Annotated in this window: 20 protein-coding genes; 8 read left to right on the top strand and 12 right to left on the bottom strand. The window is 67.6% G+C overall.

Going from position 1 to position 19,778, the window contains the following annotated elements; genetic code table 11:
* Positions 1-31: 31 nt before the first annotated feature.
* The 4 genes from U5S82_05410 to U5S82_05395 all read left to right on the top strand — a co-directional run bounded on the left by U5S82_05410 (position 32) and on the right by U5S82_05395 (position 5,845).
* Positions 32-892: a DMT family transporter gene (locus tag U5S82_05410; protein MDZ7751099.1), complete on the top strand. Its 861-nt coding sequence runs from the start codon at positions 32-34 to the stop codon at positions 890-892.
* 96 nt (positions 893-988) lie between these two features.
* Positions 989-1,660, top strand: a complete 672-nt coding sequence (locus tag U5S82_05405; GenBank protein ID MDZ7751098.1) for an FKBP-type peptidyl-prolyl cis-trans isomerase — start codon at positions 989-991, stop codon at positions 1,658-1,660.
* A 17-nt stretch (positions 1,661-1,677) separates the two neighbouring features.
* The gene (gene ptsP, locus U5S82_05400; GenBank protein MDZ7751097.1) at positions 1,678-3,948 is read left to right on the top strand and encodes a phosphoenolpyruvate--protein phosphotransferase; all 2,271 of its coding nucleotides are present in this window, start codon (positions 1,678-1,680) and stop codon (positions 3,946-3,948) included.
* Between the two features lie 64 nt (positions 3,949-4,012).
* Positions 4,013-5,845, top strand: a complete 1,833-nt coding sequence (locus U5S82_05395) for an ABC transporter transmembrane domain-containing protein (GenBank protein MDZ7751096.1) — start codon at positions 4,013-4,015, stop codon at positions 5,843-5,845.
* A gap of 287 nt (positions 5,846-6,132) precedes the next feature.
* Here the strand turns inward: U5S82_05395 and U5S82_05390 are convergent, their stop codons facing one another.
* The 3 genes from U5S82_05390 to U5S82_05380 are packed head-to-tail and all read right to left on the bottom strand — an operon-like array spanning position 6,133 to position 8,373.
* Positions 6,133-6,573 (bottom strand): Rap1a/Tai family immunity protein, encoded by a 441-nt coding sequence (locus U5S82_05390; GenBank protein MDZ7751095.1) that lies wholly within the window; start codon positions 6,571-6,573, stop codon positions 6,133-6,135.
* 4 nt (positions 6,574-6,577) lie between these two features.
* Positions 6,578-7,333 (bottom strand): VOC family protein, encoded by a 756-nt coding sequence (locus U5S82_05385; GenBank protein ID MDZ7751094.1) that lies wholly within the window; start codon positions 7,331-7,333, stop codon positions 6,578-6,580.
* On the bottom strand, positions 7,324-8,373 hold the full coding sequence (locus tag U5S82_05380; GenBank protein MDZ7751093.1) for a methyltransferase domain-containing protein: 1,050 nt from the start codon (positions 8,371-8,373) through the stop codon (positions 7,324-7,326). The genes U5S82_05385 and U5S82_05380 overlap by 10 nt, the downstream gene beginning before the upstream one ends.
* Before the next feature lie 167 nt (positions 8,374-8,540).
* Here U5S82_05380 and U5S82_05375 point away from each other — a divergent pair, with 167 nt between their 5' ends.
* Positions 8,541-9,083 (top strand): SH3 domain-containing protein, encoded by a 543-nt coding sequence (locus U5S82_05375; protein ID MDZ7751092.1) that lies wholly within the window; start codon positions 8,541-8,543, stop codon positions 9,081-9,083.
* A gap of 13 nt (positions 9,084-9,096) precedes the next feature.
* Complete coding sequence (locus tag U5S82_05370) at positions 9,097-9,945, top strand: M48 family metalloprotease (GenBank protein ID MDZ7751091.1); 849 nt, start codon at positions 9,097-9,099, stop codon at positions 9,943-9,945.
* A 7-nt stretch (positions 9,946-9,952) separates the two neighbouring features.
* On the opposite strand, the gene U5S82_05365 is transcribed toward U5S82_05370, so the two are convergent.
* The 5 genes from U5S82_05365 to U5S82_05345 all read right to left on the bottom strand — a co-directional run bounded on the left by U5S82_05365 (position 9,953) and on the right by U5S82_05345 (position 12,965).
* On the bottom strand, positions 9,953-10,150 hold the full coding sequence (locus tag U5S82_05365) for a PLDc N-terminal domain-containing protein (GenBank protein MDZ7751090.1): 198 nt from the start codon (positions 10,148-10,150) through the stop codon (positions 9,953-9,955).
* 114 nt (positions 10,151-10,264) lie between these two features.
* A complete protein-coding gene (locus U5S82_05360) occupies positions 10,265-10,681 on the bottom strand; it encodes a BLUF domain-containing protein (GenBank protein ID MDZ7751089.1) in 417 nt (138 codons plus the stop codon).
* 1 nt (position 10,682) lies between these two features.
* Positions 10,683-11,477, bottom strand: a complete 795-nt coding sequence (locus U5S82_05355) for an inositol monophosphatase family protein (GenBank protein ID MDZ7751088.1) — start codon at positions 11,475-11,477, stop codon at positions 10,683-10,685.
* 148 nt (positions 11,478-11,625) lie between these two features.
* The gene (locus tag U5S82_05350; GenBank protein ID MDZ7751087.1) at positions 11,626-12,741 is read right to left on the bottom strand and encodes a phosphotransferase; all 1,116 of its coding nucleotides are present in this window, start codon (positions 12,739-12,741) and stop codon (positions 11,626-11,628) included.
* A gap of 14 nt (positions 12,742-12,755) precedes the next feature.
* Positions 12,756-12,965 (bottom strand): hypothetical protein, encoded by a 210-nt coding sequence (locus tag U5S82_05345; GenBank protein MDZ7751086.1) that lies wholly within the window; start codon positions 12,963-12,965, stop codon positions 12,756-12,758.
* Between the two features lie 67 nt (positions 12,966-13,032).
* Here U5S82_05345 and sbcB point away from each other — a divergent pair, with 67 nt between their 5' ends.
* Complete coding sequence (gene sbcB / locus U5S82_05340; protein ID MDZ7751085.1) at positions 13,033-14,481, top strand: exodeoxyribonuclease I; 1,449 nt, start codon at positions 13,033-13,035, stop codon at positions 14,479-14,481.
* A 650-nt stretch (positions 14,482-15,131) separates the two neighbouring features.
* Here sbcB and U5S82_05335 read toward each other — a convergent pair.
* The 4 genes from U5S82_05335 to U5S82_05320 all read right to left on the bottom strand — a co-directional run bounded on the left by U5S82_05335 (position 15,132) and on the right by U5S82_05320 (position 18,704).
* Positions 15,132-15,764: a TIGR04211 family SH3 domain-containing protein gene (locus U5S82_05335; GenBank protein MDZ7751084.1), complete on the bottom strand. Its 633-nt coding sequence runs from the start codon at positions 15,762-15,764 to the stop codon at positions 15,132-15,134.
* Between the two features lie 110 nt (positions 15,765-15,874).
* Positions 15,875-16,642 (bottom strand): DUF4197 domain-containing protein, encoded by a 768-nt coding sequence (locus U5S82_05330; protein MDZ7751083.1) that lies wholly within the window; start codon positions 16,640-16,642, stop codon positions 15,875-15,877.
* Positions 16,639-18,510, bottom strand: a complete 1,872-nt coding sequence (locus U5S82_05325) for an AAA family ATPase (GenBank protein ID MDZ7751082.1) — start codon at positions 18,508-18,510, stop codon at positions 16,639-16,641. Before U5S82_05325 ends, U5S82_05330 begins: the two co-directional genes overlap by 4 nt.
* Positions 18,507-18,704: a hypothetical protein gene (locus U5S82_05320; protein ID MDZ7751081.1), complete on the bottom strand. Its 198-nt coding sequence runs from the start codon at positions 18,702-18,704 to the stop codon at positions 18,507-18,509. Before U5S82_05320 ends, U5S82_05325 begins: the two co-directional genes overlap by 4 nt.
* Before the next feature lie 332 nt (positions 18,705-19,036).
* On the opposite strand from U5S82_05320, the gene U5S82_05315 reads away from it, so the two are divergent.
* A complete protein-coding gene (locus tag U5S82_05315) occupies positions 19,037-19,678 on the top strand; it encodes an adenylate kinase (GenBank protein ID MDZ7751080.1) in 642 nt (213 codons plus the stop codon).
* The last annotated feature ends 100 nt before the right edge of the window (positions 19,679-19,778 follow it).

Below are 19,778 nucleotides of genomic sequence, written 5' to 3'. Positions count from 1 at the left end.
CGCGAAGAGGGGTGCGGGTTACCATCCAGCCATGAGTTGGCTCGTGTTGTCCCTGGTGTGCGCCTTCAGTCTCGCCACGGCGGACGCCCTCACCAAGCGCTACCTCGCGGCATACAGTCCGCTGGAGGCGGTGCTGGTGCGCTTCGGCTATGCCGGCATGATGATGGTGCCCCTGGTGTTGGTGAATCCGCTGCCGCCCGTGCCTCCGGCCTTCTGGGGATTGCTGGCCCTGCTGGTACCCCTGGAACTGCTGGCCATGTGGTTCTACGTCAGGGCCATCCAGACCAGCCCCCTGGCCCTCACCCTTCCCTACCTGGCGTTCACGCCGGTGCTGGTGACGGTCACCGGCTACGTGGTGCTGGGAGAGACGGTGCCCCTGGTGGGGCTGGTGGGGGTGCTGCTGGTGGTGGCGGGGGCATGGTTGCTGAACGTGGAGCGCCTCCACGAGGGCGTCCTCGCGCCCTTCGCGGCCATCAGCCATGAGCCCGGTGCCCGCTTCATGCTCGCCACCGCGGCCCTCTACAGTCTCACCGCGGTGTTCGGCAAGGCGGCCATGGCCCATGCCACACCGGCCAGCTTCGGGCCCTTCTATTTTGCCCTGCTCGGCGTCGCCACCCTGGTGTTGTTCGGCGGCCGGCGGCGCGCGGGCCTGGCGGTGCTGTGGCGCCGGCCGTGGGCCGGCGGCGCCGTGGGACTGGCCATGGGTGTCATGGCCGTCACCCATTTCCTGGCCCTCGACCTGGTGGAGGCGGCCTACATGATCGCGGTCAAACGCACGAGCCTGCTGTTCGGTATCGTCTACGGCGCCTTGTGGTTCCACGAGGAGCGGCTGGCCCAGCACCTGGCGGCCGGCGCCGTGATGCTGGCGGGCGTAGTGATGTTGAGCATTTGAGGGCGCGCAAAGAGTCCCCGGCGCCTCCGGTTGATAACGGTCACGCCGTATGTGGCATCATGGCACGGGTCCGCAATCACGAGGAGAGACCGCACCATGAGACTGATTCCCGCCGTGGCCATGGCCCTGTTCCTGGCGCCGGCCACCGACGCCGCGGATGGCAAGCCGGAAACCGTGCTGGAGCGCTACAGCTATCTGGTGGGTACCGAGGTCGGCCGCAGTTTCAAGCGTGACGGCGTGGCCATCGACCCCGAGGCCTTCGCCCTCGGTCTCGCGGACGCGGTGGCCGGACGGGAGCCCCGCCTGACGCAGCAGGAGATGGATGAGGCTGCGGTTGAGCGCCGCGAGGCCGTGCGCCGCGAGCAGGCCGCCCTGCTGGCCCAGAAGGCGGCGGATGAGGAGGCGTTTCTGACGGCATTCCGCCAGCGGGAGGGGGTGAAACAATTGGCGGATGGGGTGCTCTACCGGACGCTCGAGGCCGGTACCGGCGCGTCGCCCGATACCGATTCCGAGGTCACGGTGCACTACCGCGGGACCCTGGCCGACGGCACCGAGTTCGACAGTTCCCATGCCCGGGGTGAGCCCACTCGTATCGATCTCACCCGGGTCATCCCGGGTTGGCGGGCCGCCCTGCCCATGATGCGCGAGGGTGCGCGCTGGGAGATCGCCATACCCGCGGCCCAGGGCTACGGCAAGCAGGGCGCGGCCGGTGTCATCGGCCCCGGTGAGCCCCTGCTGTTCGAAGTGGAACTCATCGAGGTCCACTGAATCCGGGAGGCGCAGCCATGCTCGATGTCCTGAGGCGCATCATCCAGGCGGTGGACAATGCCGACGACCTCGATGAGGCCCTCGGCATCATCGTCAGTCGTGTCCGCGAGGCCATGGCCGTGGACGTGTGCTCCGTGTACCTGCGGGCCGGGACCCGCAGCGACTACGTACTGATGGCCACCGAGGGCCTCGAGCCCGAGTCCGTGGGGGTGGTGCGACTGGGGCAGGACGAGGGCCTGGTGGGCCTGGTGGGTACCCGCCAGGAGCCGGTGAACCTGGAGGAGGCCTCGGCTCACCCCAGCTATCGCTACTTCCCGGAGACCGGCGAGGAGCACTACAACGCCTTCCTGGGCGTGCCCATCATCCATTACCGGCGCCTGTTGGGGGTGCTGGTGGTGCAGCAGAGCGCCCACCGCCGCTTCAGCGAGGACGAGGTCGCCTTCCTGTTCACCGCCGCCGCCCAGCTCGCCGGCGCCATCATCCATGCGGCCCACTCGGGCGAGGTGGACACCCTGGCGGAGCCCCGCGGCCAGGGCATGGGTTTCCTCACCGGTACCCGGGGTGCCACGGGGGTGGCCGTGGGCACCATCGTGCCGATGGTGCCGAGTGCGGATCTGGCCTCGGTGCAGGACCGTCCCACCGCCGATCCCGAGGGCGAGAAGGCGGCCCTGCACCTGGCCATCCAGGAGGTGCGGGAGGAGCTGCGCGCCGGCCGCGAGCGCCTCAGGGGTGTCCTGTTCGACGACGCCGAGGTGCTGTTCGACGCCTACCGCATGATGCTGGACAGCGCCAGTCTGGTGCGGGAGACGGAGCAGCGCATCGACGGCGGGTTGTGGGCCCCGGCGGCCTTGCGTCACACCATCGCCGTCCACGCCCGGGTGTTCGACGACATGGAGGACGAGTATCTGCGGGCCAGGGGCGAGGACCTGAGGGACGTGGGACGCCTGATCCTGCGTCACCTGCTGCGCCAGGAGGGCCGTGATGCGGTGGAATACCCCGAGGACGCGGTGCTGGTGGGGGCGAGCATCACCGTGGCCGATCTGGCGGAGGCCCCCCTGGACCGCATCGCCGGGGTGGCCTGTACCACCGGTTCCGCCATGTCCCACGTGGCGGTGCTGGCCACCTCCCTGGGGATCCCCGCCGTCATGGGGCTGGGCGACCTGCCCCTGGCCCGGCTGGCGGGGCGGGCCATCGTGGTGGACGGTTACCGCGGCCGGGTGTGCATCGACCCGGTGGACGCCGTGCGCGACGAGTACCTGCGCCTGCAGCGGGAAGACCAGGAACTCGCCAGCGACCTCAGGGAACTCCGCGACCTGCCGGCCGAGACCACCGACGGCCATCGTGTGACCTTGCAGGTGAACACCGGCCTGCTGGCGGATATCACCCCGGCCCGGGACAGCGGCGGCGAGGGGGTGGGTCTGTACCGCACCGAGTTTCCCTTCATGGTGCGCCAGCAGTTTCCCGGCGAGGACGAACAGTACCGCATCTACCTGGACGTGCTGGCCAGCTTCGCCCCCATGCCGGTCACCATGCGCACCCTGGATGTGGGGGGCGACAAGACCCTGCCCTATTTCCCCATCCGCGAGGAGAACCCCTTCCTGGGCTGGCGCGGCATCCGTATCACCCTGGACCACCCGGAGGTGTTCCTCGGCCAGATCCGTTCCATGCTGCGGGCCAATGCGGGGCTCGACAACCTGCGCATCCTGCTGCCCATGGTGAGCCGGGTGGAGGAGGTGGACGAGGCCAGCGCCCTCATCGACCAGGCCTGCCGCGAGTTGGCAGAGGAGGGCCTGGATTGCACGCGGCCGCCCCTGGGGGTGATGGTAGAGGTGCCGGCCCTGGTATATCAGGCCGAGGCCCTGGCAAGGCGGGTGGACTTCCTGTCGGTCGGCACCAATGATCTCACCCAGTACCTGCTGGCGGTGGACCGCAACAACGCCCGGGTGGCAGGGCTCTACGACAATCTCCATCCGGCCGTGCTGAGGGCCCTGCGGGAGATCGTCCAGGGGGCCCGCCACCACGGGCGCCCGGTGAGCGTGTGTGGCGAGATGGCCGGCGACCCTGCTGCCGCCATCCTGCTCACCGCGCTGGGCATCGACGCCCTGAGCATGAGCGCCTCGGCGCTGCCGCGTATCAAGTGGGTGATCCGCTCCATCAGCCTCGAGCGTGCGCGGGAACTGCTCATCCGTTCCCTGGCCATGGAATCCCCTGAAGCCATTCGCATTTTGCTCAACGAGGAATTGGTGGGCCTCGGCCTCGGCGGCCTGGTACGGGCCGGCAAAGAGTAGGCCGTCCCCCCAGTGGCGCGCGGCGGATGCCTCTAATTAGTAAACTGTCACCGAATTACCCATCATGAGACGGGGCGACACTCCGGGAGAGCGCCGGGAGACCTCCCGCAATCTCAGGCCGTTGCTGCGCCTGCTGGCCTTCGTCAGGCCCTATGGCCTCGTGGCCTTCCTGGCCGGGGTGGCCCTGCTGTTTGCCGCCGGGGCGGTGCTCGCCTTCGGGCAAGTGCTGCGGGAGGTGGTGGACGAGGGCCTGGCCAGCGGCTCGGGGGCCGGCCTCGACGGTGCCCTCGCCCTGTTCCTGGTGGTGGTGGTGCTGATGGCGCTGTCGGTTTCGGCCCGAGTCTACCTCGTCAACTGGCTGGGCGAGCGGGTGGTGGCGGATGTGCGCCGACGGGTCTTCGACCATGTCCTCGGCCTCGAGCCCGGCTTCTTCGAGACCGCCCGCACCGGCGAGGTCATCACCCGCATCACGGTGGACACCTCCCTGTTGCAGGTGGTGGTGGGTTCCACCGCCGCCATCGCCGTGCGCAACCTGCTGCTGGTGACGGGCGCCGTCGTCATGCTCGCCATCACCAGCCCCAAGCTCACGGTGCTGGTGCTGCTGGGGGTGCCCTTCGTGGTGGCACCGGTATGGCTCCTCGGCCATCGGGTGCGCCGCTTCTCCCGGGATAGCCAGGATCGCATCGCCGACGTGGGGGCCTACATCGACGAGGTGCTCTACGGCATCGCCACGGTGCAGGCCTTCTGTCACGAGGCGGTGGACCGCGAGCAGTACGCCCGGCGCGTGGAGTCCTCCTTTCGCACCGCGCTCAAGCGGGCGCGCCTGAGCGCGGCCATGACCGGCCTGGTCATCGCCATCACCTTCGGCGCCATCGGCGTCGTGCTGTGGGTGGGCGGCCAGGAGGTGCTGGCGGGGCGCATGAGCGGCGGCGAGCTGTCCGCCTTCGTCTTCTACGCGGTGCTGGTGGCGGGTTCCGTGGGCGCCCTGAGCGAGGTGGCGGGGGAGCTGTTCCGCGCCGCCGGGGCGAGCGAACGCCTGCTGGCCCTGCTGGATGCCCGTCCCGCCATCACCGCGCCGGCGGACCCCCTGCCCCTGCCGGACCCGCCGGCGGGTTACCTGTCCTTGCGGGACGTGGGCTTCGTCTATCCCTCGCGCCCCGAGGCCCCGGCCCTGCGTGGCCTGACCCTGGACATCGCGGCGGGCGAACGGATCGCCCTGGTGGGGCCCTCCGGGGCCGGCAAGTCCACCCTGTTTCAGCTGCTGCTGCGCTTCTACGACCCGTCATCCGGCACCATCCACTTCGACGGCCTGCCCCTCGAGCACCTGGACCCGGCGGTGCTGCGCCGCCACATCGCCATCGTGCCCCAGGACCCGGTGGTATTCGGTGCCGATGCCTGGGAGAACATCCGCTACGGTCTCGAGCACATGGACGATGCCGCGGTGCGTCGGGCCGCCGATGTCGCCCACGCCAGCGAGTTCCTGGACCGCCTGCCGGACGGTTTCGACACCTTCCTGGGGGAGCGCGGCCTGCGCCTGTCCGGCGGCCAGCGCCAGCGCATCGCCATCGCCCGGGCGGTGCTGCGGGACCCCACCCTGTTGTTGCTGGACGAGGCCACCAGCGCCCTCGACGCCGAGAGCGAGCGCCTGGTGCAGGAGGCCCTGGAGACCCTCATGAAGGACCGCACCAGCATCGTCATCGCCCACCGCCTGGCCACGGTGCGCCGGGTGGATCGCATCGCCGTCCTGGATCAGGGCCGCCTGGTGGCGGTGGGCAGCCACGACGAACTGATGGCGGAAGGTGGCCTCTATGCCCGCCTCGCGGCCCTGCAATTCAGGGCGGGCGAAGGCGCCGTCGAGGATCGGCCTCGCCTCTGTCCTTCTCCCCAGGGGAAATGAGAAAGGGGAAAGGGAATAGTGAATAGTGAATAGTGAAAAGATTAACATCGGTGTGCCGGGGCTGCTGACGCCGAAACGGTGGATCCGCTGCGCCTTTTCAAACTGCCACTCCTCCCTGACCTTCCCCCTTTTCGCGTCCTTTCGCGTCTTTCGCGGTTACGCTTTTTGTAGGTCGGGATTTATCCCGACAATCAAACAGGTTCCTTGGCGTTCTTGGCGAGAGAAAATGCTCCCCTTCTACACCCACGAATTCTGCTCACGAGCCTAATTAGTAAACTGTCCCCGAATTACGGTTGCCAGCGGTCCTCGAGGCCCACCGGTGGCGGGCCGTCGGGCCATGCCGGCGGGGTACAGGGCCAGGCTCGCATGAAGGCGGCCGCCACCAGGGTCACGCGCGGGGCCGGCAGGCGTTCCGGAAAGGCTTCCAGATAGCGTACCAGTACCTCCACCGCATCCCGGCTGCGGATGCCTTCCCGGGGCGGACAGAACAGTTGTCCCTGGGGCTTCAGATGATGGCCGATGGTGACGATGCGGGTGACCCCCCGCAGGTAACCCAGGCAGTACATGGCCCCCTCCCGGGTAGTGGCGTCCAGGGGGGCGTCCGCCAGCAGGGCCTGGGCGGCCCGGCACTCGGCCAGCAGGCGGTGGCCGTTGTCGGGGGCGCCATGGACGGCGACCCCGTTAAGCAGCAGGATGGCGCCCAGCAGCCCTGGCAGCGGGGTGGCCACGGCCTCAGAGGTTCTGCTTGACGGCGAAGGCGGCCTCGAAGGGGTCCACGATCACGGCGTAGCGGCCGAGGCCGGGTACCAGGGTGCCCGGGAGCCTGATGCTGGCCCCCAGGTCGGTGGCGCGGCTCACGATGGTGCCGCAGCCTGTTATGGCAAAAAAAGGCAGCCAGTGGTCCGCCACCGCCGAACCGGGGGGCAGCACGGCCACGCTGGCCACCGCCGTGTCGTCCTTAAAGAATACGGTGTAGTCCCGGTCGTAGCGCCGGGTCTCTGTCCGCCAGCCCAGCAGGGCGCAATAGTATTCCGCTACCTCCGGGGCCCCGGTGTTGAGTTCGAACCAGCAGGGATAACCCGGCAGGCGGGGCCAGGGTTCGACGTCGCCGGCCCCCTGCCACAAGGCGAACGAGGCACTCCGGGGATCGGTCAGGATGGCCAGTCGTCCCACCCCCGGGATGGTGGTGGGAGGCATCGTCACCCCGCCGCCGAGGCCTGCCGCTGACTCGCTCAGCTGTTCCGCGTCCTCGCACAGGATATGACTCAGCCAGTAGCCGCCGGCCGTCGGGTGGCGCGGGCGGGCACTCATGGCCGCGGCGCCGGCCACGTCCCGGCCGTCGAGGCTGAACAGGGTGGAGGCCCCGGCGGGGCCCATGCTCTCCTCCCGGGGCTGCCAGCCGAGCAATTCACCATAGAAGCGCGCACTGCCCGCCGGGTCCCGGGTTACGGTCTCGCACCAGCAGAAGTGGCCCGGCGTCAGCAACATCGCGGTCCACAGCCACCACCCGAGGAGGCGGGGACGCCGTCGGGCGCCACGAAATCCTCGCCGTAGACGCCGCCGGTGAGCAGGGCGTGCAGGCCGGCATCCACCTCGGTGCGCCGGCCACGCTGGAATACCCGCCCGTTCTCCAGGGCCACCTGGGCGTAGGGACCGCGATAGAACACGCTGCCGGCGCCGATGGCATCATCGGCAGCAGGGGGATTGACGGCCGTCACCGTGACGGCGCGAAAGCGGATCCCCTCCACCTCCCGCCACGGCGCCGGGTCCCACTTGTCGTAGCGCACGGCATGGAATCCGGCGTCGACGAAGGCCTCCAGGAAGGCCCGTTCCTCGAAGGCGCCGGAGATGCAGCCGGACCATAGTTCGGGATCCCGGCGCAGGTGTTTGGGGACCTCCCGGTCGCTGACGATGTCGGAGATGGCGATGCGCCCGCCGGGCCGCAGCACGCGGCGGATCTCGCGGATGAGGCGACCCTTGTCCCGGTCGTCCACCAGGTTGAGGACGCAATTGGATATCACGAGGTCCACGGAGGCGTCCGCGATGAGGGGGTGGTCGGCGCGCAGTTCGTCCTCCCGGGCCTTCAGGCGGTTCAGATCGGCGCTGGTGCGGATGGTGTTGTGGGCGAGCCAGGCCTCCAGGCGCTCCAGATCCAGGGCCAGGTCCTGGATGCGTCCCTTGAGGAAGCGGGTGCGCTCGCCGCCGAGGCGGGCCGCCATCTCCGGCTGGTAGCGGCGTGCCAGGGCCAGCATGTCATCGTTGCTGTCCACGCCCGTGACGAAACCCGCCGGCCCCACCAGTTGGGCGGCCATGTAGCACAGCTTGCCGCCGCCGGAGCCCAGATCTAGCACCCGGTCCCCCGGCCGCACGTAACGGCTGGGGTCCCCGCAGCCGTAGTCCTTGTCGATGATCTCGGCCGGCAGGGCCGCCAGCAGGGCGGGGTCGTAATCCACCGGACAACAGAGTTCCTCCTGGCGGCTGGCGGCCCCGGCGGTGTAGCGTTCACGGACGTGGGTTTCTGGATTCATGGCGGATGCCCTCTGTGGTTGGTCGTTCGGCCCGTGTGGTCGCGCCGCGCGTGGGCGGACGCCTCATGGCCGGCGCCTCGCCAACCCGACCGCGGTGGGGGCTATAATCTGTCGGAATCGGATCATTGTGCGGTAAGGGGTGTGAATTGAAAACACGGAATACATGGATGCTTTTGGCTGCCTTCGGGTGGTGCCTGGAGGCCCTCGCCCAGTCCGGCGTGGGCACCGTCTTCATCGACAGCCGGTTGCTGGCGGGCCCGGCCTTCAATGCCGAGGTGGTGGCCCGGGTGCCGGCGGATACGCGCGTGGCCATCGGCGAGGGCCAGGGCCTGTGGTTGCGGGTGAGGGTCGAGGATAGCGGTCAGGAGGGTTGGATCCGGCGCTTCGACGTTCGTGCGGGGGAAGGGGAAAAGGCGGCGAAAAAGGAATCCGGCATCGGCGGGTTGCTGGGGTTGTTCTCCCGCGGCGGCAACCAGGGGGGACGGGTGACCAACACCATCGGTATCCGCGGCCTCGACGCCGTGGACATCAACAATGCCCGCTCGGACATGGCCCAGATACGGCGTCTCGACGGTTTTCGCGCCGATAGGGTGGAGGCGGCGAGCCTGGCCAGCGATGGTGGATTGTCATCGCGGGACGTGGGCTACGTGGAGGTGGCCGCCGACGAGCGGGATTCTGACGGGGGCGGTGGTCTGAACTTTGGCTTTTAGACGGGGCGACAGGATGCATTTCAAGACAGTGGTTTTCGGCGTTACGGTGCTGTTCGCGGGTACCGCGGGCGGCTTCGACTTCGGCAGCATCGATCTCGGCAAGGTGGGCGAGATGATCGGCAAGGCCCAGGAGGCGGTCACCGAAGTGGACGAGCCCCGGGAGATAGAACTGGGCACGGCGGTCTCGGCCCGCCTCCTGGGGGCCGCGCCCCTGGTGGAGAATGTCTCGGTCCAGCGTTACGTGAATCAGGTTGGCCTGTGGGTGGCCCGCCACAGCGAACGGCCGTCCCTGCCCTGGCGTTTCGGCGTCATCGATACGGATTCCATCAACGCCTTCGCGGCCCCCGGAGGCTATGTGTTCATCACCCGCGGCCTGTTCATGGCCCTGCGGGACGAGGCGGAGCTGGCGGGGGTGCTGGGCCACGAGATCGTCCACGTGCTGCGCCGCCATCATCTGAATGCCATCCAGGAGCAGGCCCGCATGGGCCTGGCCGCCGATGTGGCCAGTATCATGGCCCGGCAGGACGGCCGCAATATCGATGCCCTGGTGAATGCCGGCATGGAACTCTATACCAAGGGCCTCGATCGGGAGGACGAGTTCGAGGCCGATCGGGACGGCGTGGTACTGGCGCAACGGGCGGGCTATGCCCCCGATGGCCTGCGGGGTGTACTGGTGACCCTGGACGCCATGGGCGGCGCGAGCGACGCCCTGGCGTTGCTGTTCAAGACCCATCCGGCGCCCGCGGACCGTCTGGAGGCCCTGGATGTCCACCACGCCAGCCGCTGGCGTCACGGTCAGGAACTGCCACGATTGCCCCGCCGCCTGGCCCTGTTTCAGCAGGCCCTGTACGAAAGCGGTTGAGGCCGGGTTACCTCAGCGACCTGCCGTTGCCGCTGGGGCCGAAGAGGAACCACAGGATGAGTCCGAGCAACGGCAACAGGATGATGATGACTATCCACAACACCTTGGCACCCGTGGAGGCGCCGCTCTGCACCGTCTTGACGATGGCGTAGATGTCGAGGACGAGGAGTATGAGGCCGAACAGGCCGCCGATTTCCAAACCCATCATTTATTTCGGTTCCTTGGTGTTTGAGTGGAGTATCTCCCGGCCGGAGTTTACCAGCATCGCGGCCGGCATGAGCTGGCAGGGTTCGTCTGGCCGGGCAGCCCCGCGGCAGCGCTACATGGTGGCCCTGAAGAGATGGAGCAGTTCCCAGCAGCGGCCCTCATCCCCTGTGAAGACATCGCCGGTGATGGGGGTGTTCAGGAACGGACTGTAACCGGGGGTGGCGCGGAGGGCCGGATCGTCCAGGTTGCGAAAACCCATGGACCAGTCGCCGAACTGGCGCCGCGGAGCGTCGCCTTGATTGATGATGATGACTCCGTGGTGCCGGGGGTCATCCTGGATGGCGTCCATGAGCCCCAGCACCGCGCTCTTCTCCCCTTCCAGGACCTGCATGAAGTTCCCTTCCTTGTAGAGCAGCATGCCGCTGATCCCGAGACCCGCGTTTTTCTCGCGGGACTGGGCCAGCAGTGCCACGAGGTCCGCTTCGCTGAACAGGGTGGTGGCGGAGCTTACATACACCAGAGCGTACATGTCATCCTTCCAGGATCCAGGCGCGCCAGGCCTCGAACAGGGGCCCGTTCATGGCCGCGATGGCGGAACGTGACGCGATGGAGTCCTCGAATACCGCTTCGCCATCCAGGGTGGCGGCGTGACCGCCGGCCTCCTCGAGGATGAGCAGGCCGGCGGCGTAGTCCCACAGCTTCTGGCGACCGTGGACGTAGACGTGGAAGCGATCGGCGGCCACCCAACACCAGTCCAGGGCCACCGAGCCGAAGCTGCGCTGGGAGGAGTATGGTGGTCCCTTCGCCAGGCGTAGGGCGAGGTCGCGGGGCAGGCGCTTGAAGTCCACCGCCCCCACGCAATTTTCGAGGGGCATGGCGATGCTTACGGGCTCGAGGCGTTCGCCGTTCAGCCACGCACCGCCGCCGGCCACGGCGTGGAACATCTCGTCCCGCTCCGGGTCGTAGACCACCCCCATGACCACCCGGCCGTGGGCCAGGAGGGCCAGGGACACCGAGTAGAACGGGATTCCGGCGGCGAAGTTGGTGGTGCCATCCAGGGGGTCCAGCACCCACAGGCCTTCGGTGGCGGCGGCCTGCCGGTTGATCTGTTCCGCCTTGGTCATCTCCTCGCCCAGGAAGCCGATGGTCGGCCAGTGTTCGGCGAGCGTGGCCGCGAGGCGCGCCTGCATGGCATGGTCCACCCGGGTCACGACGCTGCCGTTCCCCTTGAACTCGCGCTTCACTTGATTGAACGAGGGCAGGAGTTCTTCGCGGGCCGCGGTGCGTACCAGATGGGTAAGAACGTCGATGTCGGGCAGGATCATGGTGCGGTCGTTCCGCTAAAGCATGAAAAATGCGGCTCCCCTGCGGCACCAGGACGTGCCGCCATCTTCGAACACCCCGGTGTTCGACAATGGAGCCATGGAAAAATCACAAAATCCCTTGGCGTTTCTCCAAGGGAACCGAAGTCTCTCATGATCGGGCCTCGCGCTCCACCACCGCCACGAGATCACGGTGGTGGGTCTCCAGGGCCTGGAGGAGCCGATACTGGCGGCGGGCACGGCGCAGGTTGTCGCCGGCTTGTGGTGCCGGGAAATAGCCGTCTCCCGTGACATGGTCGGTGAGGAAGCGGGCCGCCAGTTCCAGGGTGATGGCCGCCGGGCCATGGGCCATGAGGGCGAGTTCGGTGGCGTCGAGCCAGCCGCGACGGGCGTCCATATAGCCCGCCACGGCGGCGGCGAAATGCTCCATCTGAAGCGCCAGGGGTGCCGTGGCGGTGTCGTCCTCGTCCGCGCCGGCGATGGTGGAACGCACCAGATCGCCGAAGTCGTGGAGCACGGTGCCGGGCATGACGGTATCCAGGTCCACCACACACAGCACCTCGGGGTGGGGGCCGTGGAACAGCACATTGTTCAGCTTGGTGTCGTTATGGCAGGTGCGCAGGGGCAGTCTGCCCGCGGCCAGGGCGCGGGGAATGAGGGCGGCAAGCTCGCGCCGCGCCAGCAGGACCGCGGCCAGTTCGGCGGCATCGCCGGCCCGCCCCATGGGATCCCGCAGGAGGGCCTGCTCCAGGGCCACCAGGCGCCGTGGGGTATCGTGAAAACCGGGCAGGGTGGTTTTCAGGGGCGGTGGCGGCAGGTCATCCAGGGCCAGACTGAAACGTGCGAAGGCCCGCGCGGCGGCTTCCACCCACGCCGGTCCCGGCGGGCGTTCGTGGGCCACGCCGTCCTCCACGTAGTGGAAGGTGCGCCACCACTCGCCCCGGGAATCCACGAACCAGGGCCGGCCATCCGCGGCCACCACCAAGGTCAGGACCCGCCGCCGCCGCTCCTCGGGTGGCATCTCCGGCAGGGCCGCCTCCAGGTGTCTGGATACCCGCCCCAGGTTCTCCATCACCTCCTCGGGGTAGCGGAATACCGTCAGGTTGAGACGCTGGTGGACCCGCCGCGCGGAGGACCCGAGCCCGGGATAATGGGCCAGGAAGGTGTGATGGATGCGGCCGTTGCCGAGGGGTTCCCAATGGGCGCCCGCCGCCGGCAAGCCGAAGCCGGCGGCGATCTCGGTGATGGGGATGGCGGGAGGAGGCATGGCCTGGTCGCGCCTCAATCGAGGGCCACGTCGCGGTCGGACGGCCAGCGGGCGATGCGCCGGTTCTTTTTTTCCATGCCGCAGGTGGGCGGGGGCGCGTCCCAGGGCGAGATGCTGGTGTGGGGAGCGGGCTGCTCCGGCGGGCTGGTCATGGCAGGGATGGCGTCGGGTTCATGGGCGTGACGGCCGTCGTCGGGATCATGGGGGCAGGGTGCCAGCACCATGGTAACTCACGTACCATGGCGTGCCAGCAGCACGGTACACGCTGATTATTGCCGACAAAGGAGCGCCATGGCCACCGGGACCACCCTTTACTGGCACGACTACGAGACCTTCGGCGTGGACCCGCGGCGGGACCGGCCGGTGCAGTTCGCCGGCCTGCGCACCGGCGAGGACCTCGAGGTGGTGGGCGACCCCCTGGAACTCTATTGTCGTCCCACGGATGACTACGTGCCCCATCCCGAGGCCTGCCTCATCACCGGTATCACGCCGCAACGGGCCCTGGAACAGGGGGTCTCCGAACGGGAGTTCATCACCCGCATCCACCATGAACTGGCCCGTCCGGGCACCTGTGGCGTGGGCTACAACTCCATGCGTTTCGACGACGAGGTGACCCGCCATACCCTTTATCGCAATCTCATGGACCCTTATGGCCGGGAATGGAAGAACGGCAATTCCCGCTGGGACATCATCGACATGGTGCGCCTCACCTACGCCCTGCGACCGGCGGGGATCCAGTGGCCGCGGCGGGAGGACGGCCACCCCAGCTTCCGCCTGGAGGGACTCACGGCGGCCAATGACATTCCCCACGGCGCTGCTCACGACGCCCTCGCCGATGTCCGCGCCACCGTCGCCCTGGCACGGCTGGTGAAGGCCCGGCAGCCCCGGCTCTACGACTATGTCTATGGCCACCGCAGCAAACAGGCGGTGGCGCGGTTGCTGGTGCCGGGCAGCGGCGAGCCGGTGCTCCACACCTCGGCCCGCTATCCCGCCGCCACCGGTTGCACCACAGCGGTGCTGCCCCTGGCCTGGCACCCCACCAACCGCAATGGCGTGGTGGTGTGCGATCTGCGCCACGACCCTCAACAGGTGATCACCGCCGACGAGACGGCATTGCGGGAATGGCTGTTCAGTACCGCGGATCACCTGCCTGCAGGGGTGGCGCGGCCGCCCCTCAAGGTGGTCCTTATCAATCACGCCCCGGTGGTGGTACCCCTCAACACCCTGGACGGTGTGGCGGCGGAGCGCATCGGCCTGGACCACGCCACCATCGCCCGCCATGCCGCCGCCCTCGGGGAGGCCGGGGACCTCACGGCCCGCATGCATCGGGTGTTCCAGCGCATCGAGCCCCCTTCACCCCAGGACCCGGAGGTGGCCCTCTATAGCGGCGGGTTTATCGGTGATGGGGATCGGCGGGCCCTCGATGTCCTGCTGGCGGGGCCGCCGGAGGCCCTGGCGGATATCCCCACCTTCGCCGACGAGCGCCTGGAGGAGTTGGTATTCCGCTTTCGTGCCCGCAATCACCCCGAGACCCTGGATGCCGACGAGCGCCGGTGTTGGGAGCAATACCGGCGCCGGCGACTGCTGTCGCCCGAGGCGGGCACCGGACTCGGCCTCGAAGACTACTTCGCCACCATCGAACGCCTGGAGAGCGAACGCACGGACGCCGCATCGCGGCAGGTGCTGGCGGCCCTGAAGGAGTATGGGGAGGCCATGCGGGCGGGGCTCGGAAGCTCGTAGGTCGATTACCCCCGTCGGCTGCCAGGAGCAGCCGACCTACGCCTCTTTCTGGCGCCAGGGGTCAGCCTGTAGGTCGGGCTGTAGGTCGGGCTTCAGCCCGACAGCGACAGCCCGCCGGCGGGGATTCCACCCGGCGCGGGGCGCATACGGCGGGGCCGGATGTCGGGATGAATCCCGACCTACATTCGTGCGCCGGGAACTGGCGATGGCGGTGTACCTGTGCGTCGGGTTGTAGGTCGGGCTGTAGGTCGGGCTTTAGCCCGACAGCCGCGCCGGCGGGGATTCCACCTGGCGCGGGGCGCATACGGCGGGGCCGGATGTCGGGATGAATCCCGACCTACAAAAAAGCGTAACCGCGAAAGACGCGAGTGACGCGAAAAGGGAGAAGGTCAGGGAGGATTGGCAGTTGGAAAAGGCGCAGCGGATCCACCGTTTCGGCTTCAGCAGCCCCGGCACACCGATGTTAATCTTTTCACTATTCACTATTCCCTATTCCCTATTCCCTATTCCCTATTCACTATTCCCTTTCCCATTTCCCCTTTCCCCTGGGGAGAAGGACAGAGGCGTAGGTCGACTGCTCTTGGCAGCCGACGGAAACTCGGCGTTTTGCGGGCGCGGATATCGGTTGCTCCTGGCAACCGACAACGCCGCTAAAACTGGTCCCAGCGGCGTTGCTGGCGCCACGGGATGCGCGGGATGATGAGGCCGAAGAGCAGGCTGCCCAGGGCCACCGCCGCGCCCATGAGGAACCAGTCGCGACCGGATTCGTCTTTCAGGGCGGCGTTCTCCAGTTCCAGCCCCCGCAGGCGTTCCCGGGCCTCCAGCACCTCCTGCTGGTAACGCTTGTTCTCTTCCTCGATGGCCAGGGTGCGCCCGGCGGTCTGGCGGATGGCCTCCAGTTCGGCGCGGGTCTCCTGCAGGGCCTCCCGGGTGGACTCCAACTCGCCGGCGCTATCCCGCAGCCGGGCGTTTTCGGCGCTGAGTTCGGCCACCCGCTCCGAGAGGGTGGACAACTGCTCTCGGGCGGCGGGGCTGGACATGAGATAACGGGTCAGGACCCAGCCCTCGGCGCCGTCGCCGGTGCGCACCCGAGTGTAGCCGGCATCGGAGGTCTCCAGCACGGTGAGAGGGGTGCCGCTCTTGATCATGCGCAGGATCTTGTGGCCGGTGCTGGTGCCGGAGCGCAGTGGAATGCTCAGTTGGTCCGTGGCATAGCGTACCGTCTGGGCGGTAGCGGACAGGGAGAGCACGAGCAGGGCGGACAGGACGATTAGACGGAGCACGGGGGGCACCAGGTTGCAGTGAGCCGGCAATACTAGGGCCTCGGCCGGGTGGCTGCAATGTCTGCCACGGTATCCTGCCCCGGGCCACGGCCGCAGCCAGGGGCGGGAGGTCAACCGCCGCCGAACACCTTCTTCAACAGCTCGGTGGAGCGGGCCGCGGGGTTCTCGCGGATCCGTTGCTCTTCCTCCGCCAGCTTGAGGAACAGGCCGTCCACCGCCTTGGCGGTGACATGCTGGTCGAGATCGAGGCTGCCGGTGTCCATGTAGCCCGACAGCATGGAGCCGGCCTGGCCTGCCATGCGTTTGTAGGCCGAGGTGACGCCGGCCTTGTCCGTGGCTTCTTCGACGAGGGGGCGGATGGCCTGCTGGATACGTTCCCCGGAGCTGCGGCGCAGGTACTGGGTGGCGGCGTCGTCGGGGCCGTTGAGGATCTCCCTGGCATCGTCCAGGGTCATGGCCTGGACGCTGTCGCGGAAGATGTCGAGGGTCTCGGGCACGGCCCGCTCGGCGGCCCGGTTCATGGTCTCCACGAAGTCATCCGCGAGCTCGTCCTGGCCGAAGCGCCGCAGGGTGGACTCCACCGGCTGGAGCGGTTTCGGCATGGGGATCCTCACCGCGGCGTCGTCGAGAAAGCCACCCTCCCGGCCCAGGTACTCGATGGCGCGCTGAATGCCCACGTCCAGGGCCTGCTTGAGGCCTTTGGCCACCTCCGTGCTTGACAGCGCGGTGGCCGCCGAGCCCCCGGAATCCCCGGTGGCACCCTTGACGGTGTCCTCGGCCTTCTTGAGGAGATCCCGCCAGTCGGCGTGGGCGGCGGGCAGGGCCGCCACCACGCCCACCATGAGCGCAGCGGTTGCGGCAATTGCAGGGAGCTTCATGGGTTTTCTTCCTGGGGGGGCAGCGCCGGATGGGTCTCCCGCGGCGGCTCATCCGGATAGCTATCGGCGTTGTGCGCCAGATGGACGTGACGGTCGAAAGTCACCTCCGCCGGGAAGTCCTGGCTGGTGACCCATACCTGGGGAATGTCCTGGCTGAGTCGCGGCAGCACGTTGAGGGCGCTGCGCATGCGGGTCTCGTCGAAGAAGGCGAAGGGCTCGTCGAGGAACACGAACTGCTTGCCTTCCACCACGCGGTTGATGAGTTCCTGGGCCAGCGCCAGGCGCAGGGCCAGCAATACCTGGCGCTGGGTGCCGGTGGAGACCTCGTCCATGTCCATATAGTCGCGCTTCTCGTTGGAGAACAGTCGTACCGTGAGGTCTTCATCGATCATGACGTGCTGGTAGCGCTCCTCGGTGAACAGGGGCAGGGTGACTCCGGACAGGCCCCGCAGGTTGCCGGTGAAGGTGTGGGATAACTGGCGCAGTGCGCCTTCCACCAGGTTATCGGCCATTTCCCGCAGGCGGATGCGATGGTGGTGGCCCGCGATCCGGTCCTCCAGATCCTGCTTGATCTCCTGCATGCGGTTGTACTCCGCCTCCACACCGCGGGCGTCTTCTAGCTCGGTGGTCACGTCCTCCAAGCGCTGGGCGATGCGTCCCGCGGTACGGGTCAGCCAGGCCTCGTCGCTCCCCAAGGCATGCCGCACATCGTCACCGGAGGCGCGGGCGCTGGCGATGAGTTCCATGTCGCGTTCGCGCTGCCCCGCTTCGGGCGTGGGCCGCTCCGGCACCACATCGGCCAGGGCCTCCTGGTGGGCGCGCAGCCCTTCGTCCAGACCATCGAGGGCCTCCCAGGCGGCCTTGAGATCGCGGCCGGCCTGACGCAGGCCCCGTATCCTGCCGCCCATCACCCCGGAACGGATCCACAACAGCAGGAACAGCACCGCACTGGCACCGCCGCCATAGAGCAGCCACGGCAACTGTACCCGGCCCTCCACCAGGGGGGCCACCTGGGCCGTGATGTCGGAGTCGGGCAGATAGGTGATGAGCCCCCAGGGGACGAGGGCGGCGAGGGCGATCAGGAGGAACAGCAGGGCGAACCTGGAGGCCACGCGCTTGGAGTGCTCGGTGGCCCGCAGGGTGGGTTCCTGCTTCTGGTAGGTGACGGTGGTGGCATCCAGGGCCCCGAGGCGTTCCTCCACCAGAGCGGCCTGGGTCTTCAGCACCTGATCCATGTGCGTCAGCTGTGGCAGTCGATCCTCGTCATAGCCCAGCTCTTCGATGGCCTGGTCCACCTCCTTGACCTCGGCCTCCAGGCCCGCGATGGCTTCGGACTCCAGGGTGATTTCGTCCTTCATCTCGCGCTGGCAGGTCTCCATGGGGGCCATGCCTGCCATCACCCGCACCGCCTCGCTGTGGGAGTGGGCGGTGGTGATCTCCCGCTGAGCCAGATAGAAGGCCTCCACATATTCCTCGTAGTCGAAGCCTATGGATTCCCGCAAGGCTGCGGCGACGGATTCCAGTCCCCGGGCGATGAACTGATCGGGGTCGTCTGCGGCGGCCAGGCGCACCGAATGGTTATGGTCGCGGTCGACGAGTCGGGTGAGGACGAACCGCCGGTTATCCCGGGCGGAGAACTCGAGTTCCACCGAGGCCCGCATCTCGCCCCAGCGGATGAATTTATCCAGGTTGTCCGGGGCCACCGCGAAGGTGCGGCCGAAGAGGGCGAAACAGATGGTCTCGCCGATCGCGCTCTTGCCCGACTCGTTGTCGCCACTGATGGCGATGAGCCCTTCCGTGGGCAGGTCCGCGAGTTCCAGATGATGGTATTTGAGAAAATTCTCGGCTTTGATGCGATGAATGATCATGCCCGGCCCTCGTCTTCCAGTCGCTTGAGTTTACGGAGTACCAAGTCCACGGCCTCATCGAACAGGGCTTCGTCGAAGACATCGCCGAAACTCTTCAGGCGGTGCTTCTCCGCGGCGGAGTGTTCGGCGAAGCACTCGGCGGCGCGTTGGGGCCGGTGCATACCGGCGGGGCGGGACGCTTCTGCATTGGACATGGCTCGATTCCTTGGTGTTTGCGGGCGGTCCTGAGAGGATGCTTGTGAAGCAAATTAGCCAAATACTACGACACTCTTGACCATTCATACAGTCACGACGTCTCCCCCGGGACCACTCAGATACGCGAATCTACGCTGGGGATGAGTAGTAATCCCTCTGAGCCACGGGGACCCGATGCGGGGGCACCCAAGAACCATTTCTGCCCTCAGTAGTACATTTTCTTCGATTCCCGGGCGGAAATGGGGGAAAATGACCGGTCATACTCAACCATTGCCGTCCGAGAGTTGGAGGGCGGGATTGCGTAACTCACTGAAAACAATAGGAGTGCACTATGCGACTGATTCTTCTGGGGGCCCCGGGCGCGGGCAAGGGTACGGTGGCCAAGCTGCTGAGCGACGTCGACGGCTCCGTGCAGATCTCCACCGGCGACATCCTGCGGGCGGCCGTCAAGGAAGGCACGGAACTGGGCAGGCAGGCCAAGGCTTACATGGACGCCGGCGATCTGGTGCCCGATGAGCTCATCATGGACATCATGAAGGAGCGGCTCAAGGACGATGATTGCCAGGCCGGCTTCCTGCTGGATGGCTTCCCGCGCACCATTCCCCAGGCCGAGCAGTTGCGCGACCTGCTCAAGGACATCGGGGTGGAGCTGGACGCGGTGGTCAATCTCGAAGTGCCCCGCGACGTCCTGCTGGATCGCCTCACCACCCGCCGTACCTGCGTGGACTGCGGCGCCATCTATAACGTCAAGAGCATGCCCCCCAAGGTGGAAGGCGTATGCGACAAGTGCGGCGGCCAGGTGGTGCAGCGGGACGACGAGACCGAGGAGGCCATCTCCAACCGCCTGGACGTCTACAACGAGAAAACGGCCCCCCTGGTGGACTTCTACCGCAAAGAGGGTCAGTTGCTGGATATCCCGGCCACTTCCAGCGATGTGGTCGTCAAGACAATCAGAGAGCACGTAGGCGCGTAACACCGCAGGCGTCGCAGCGGTTTACGGGAAGGGGGTGCTAATGGCACCCCTTTTTCGTTACCTGCCAACCGCCGACGCGCTCAATTTTGAATAATGAATG

Source organism: Gammaproteobacteria bacterium, from assembly GCA_034522055.1.
In the GTDB taxonomy this organism is placed as follows: Bacteria; Pseudomonadota; Gammaproteobacteria; order JAABTG01; family JAABTG01; genus JAABTG01.
This window is presented reverse-complemented; position numbering and strand designations above follow the sequence as displayed.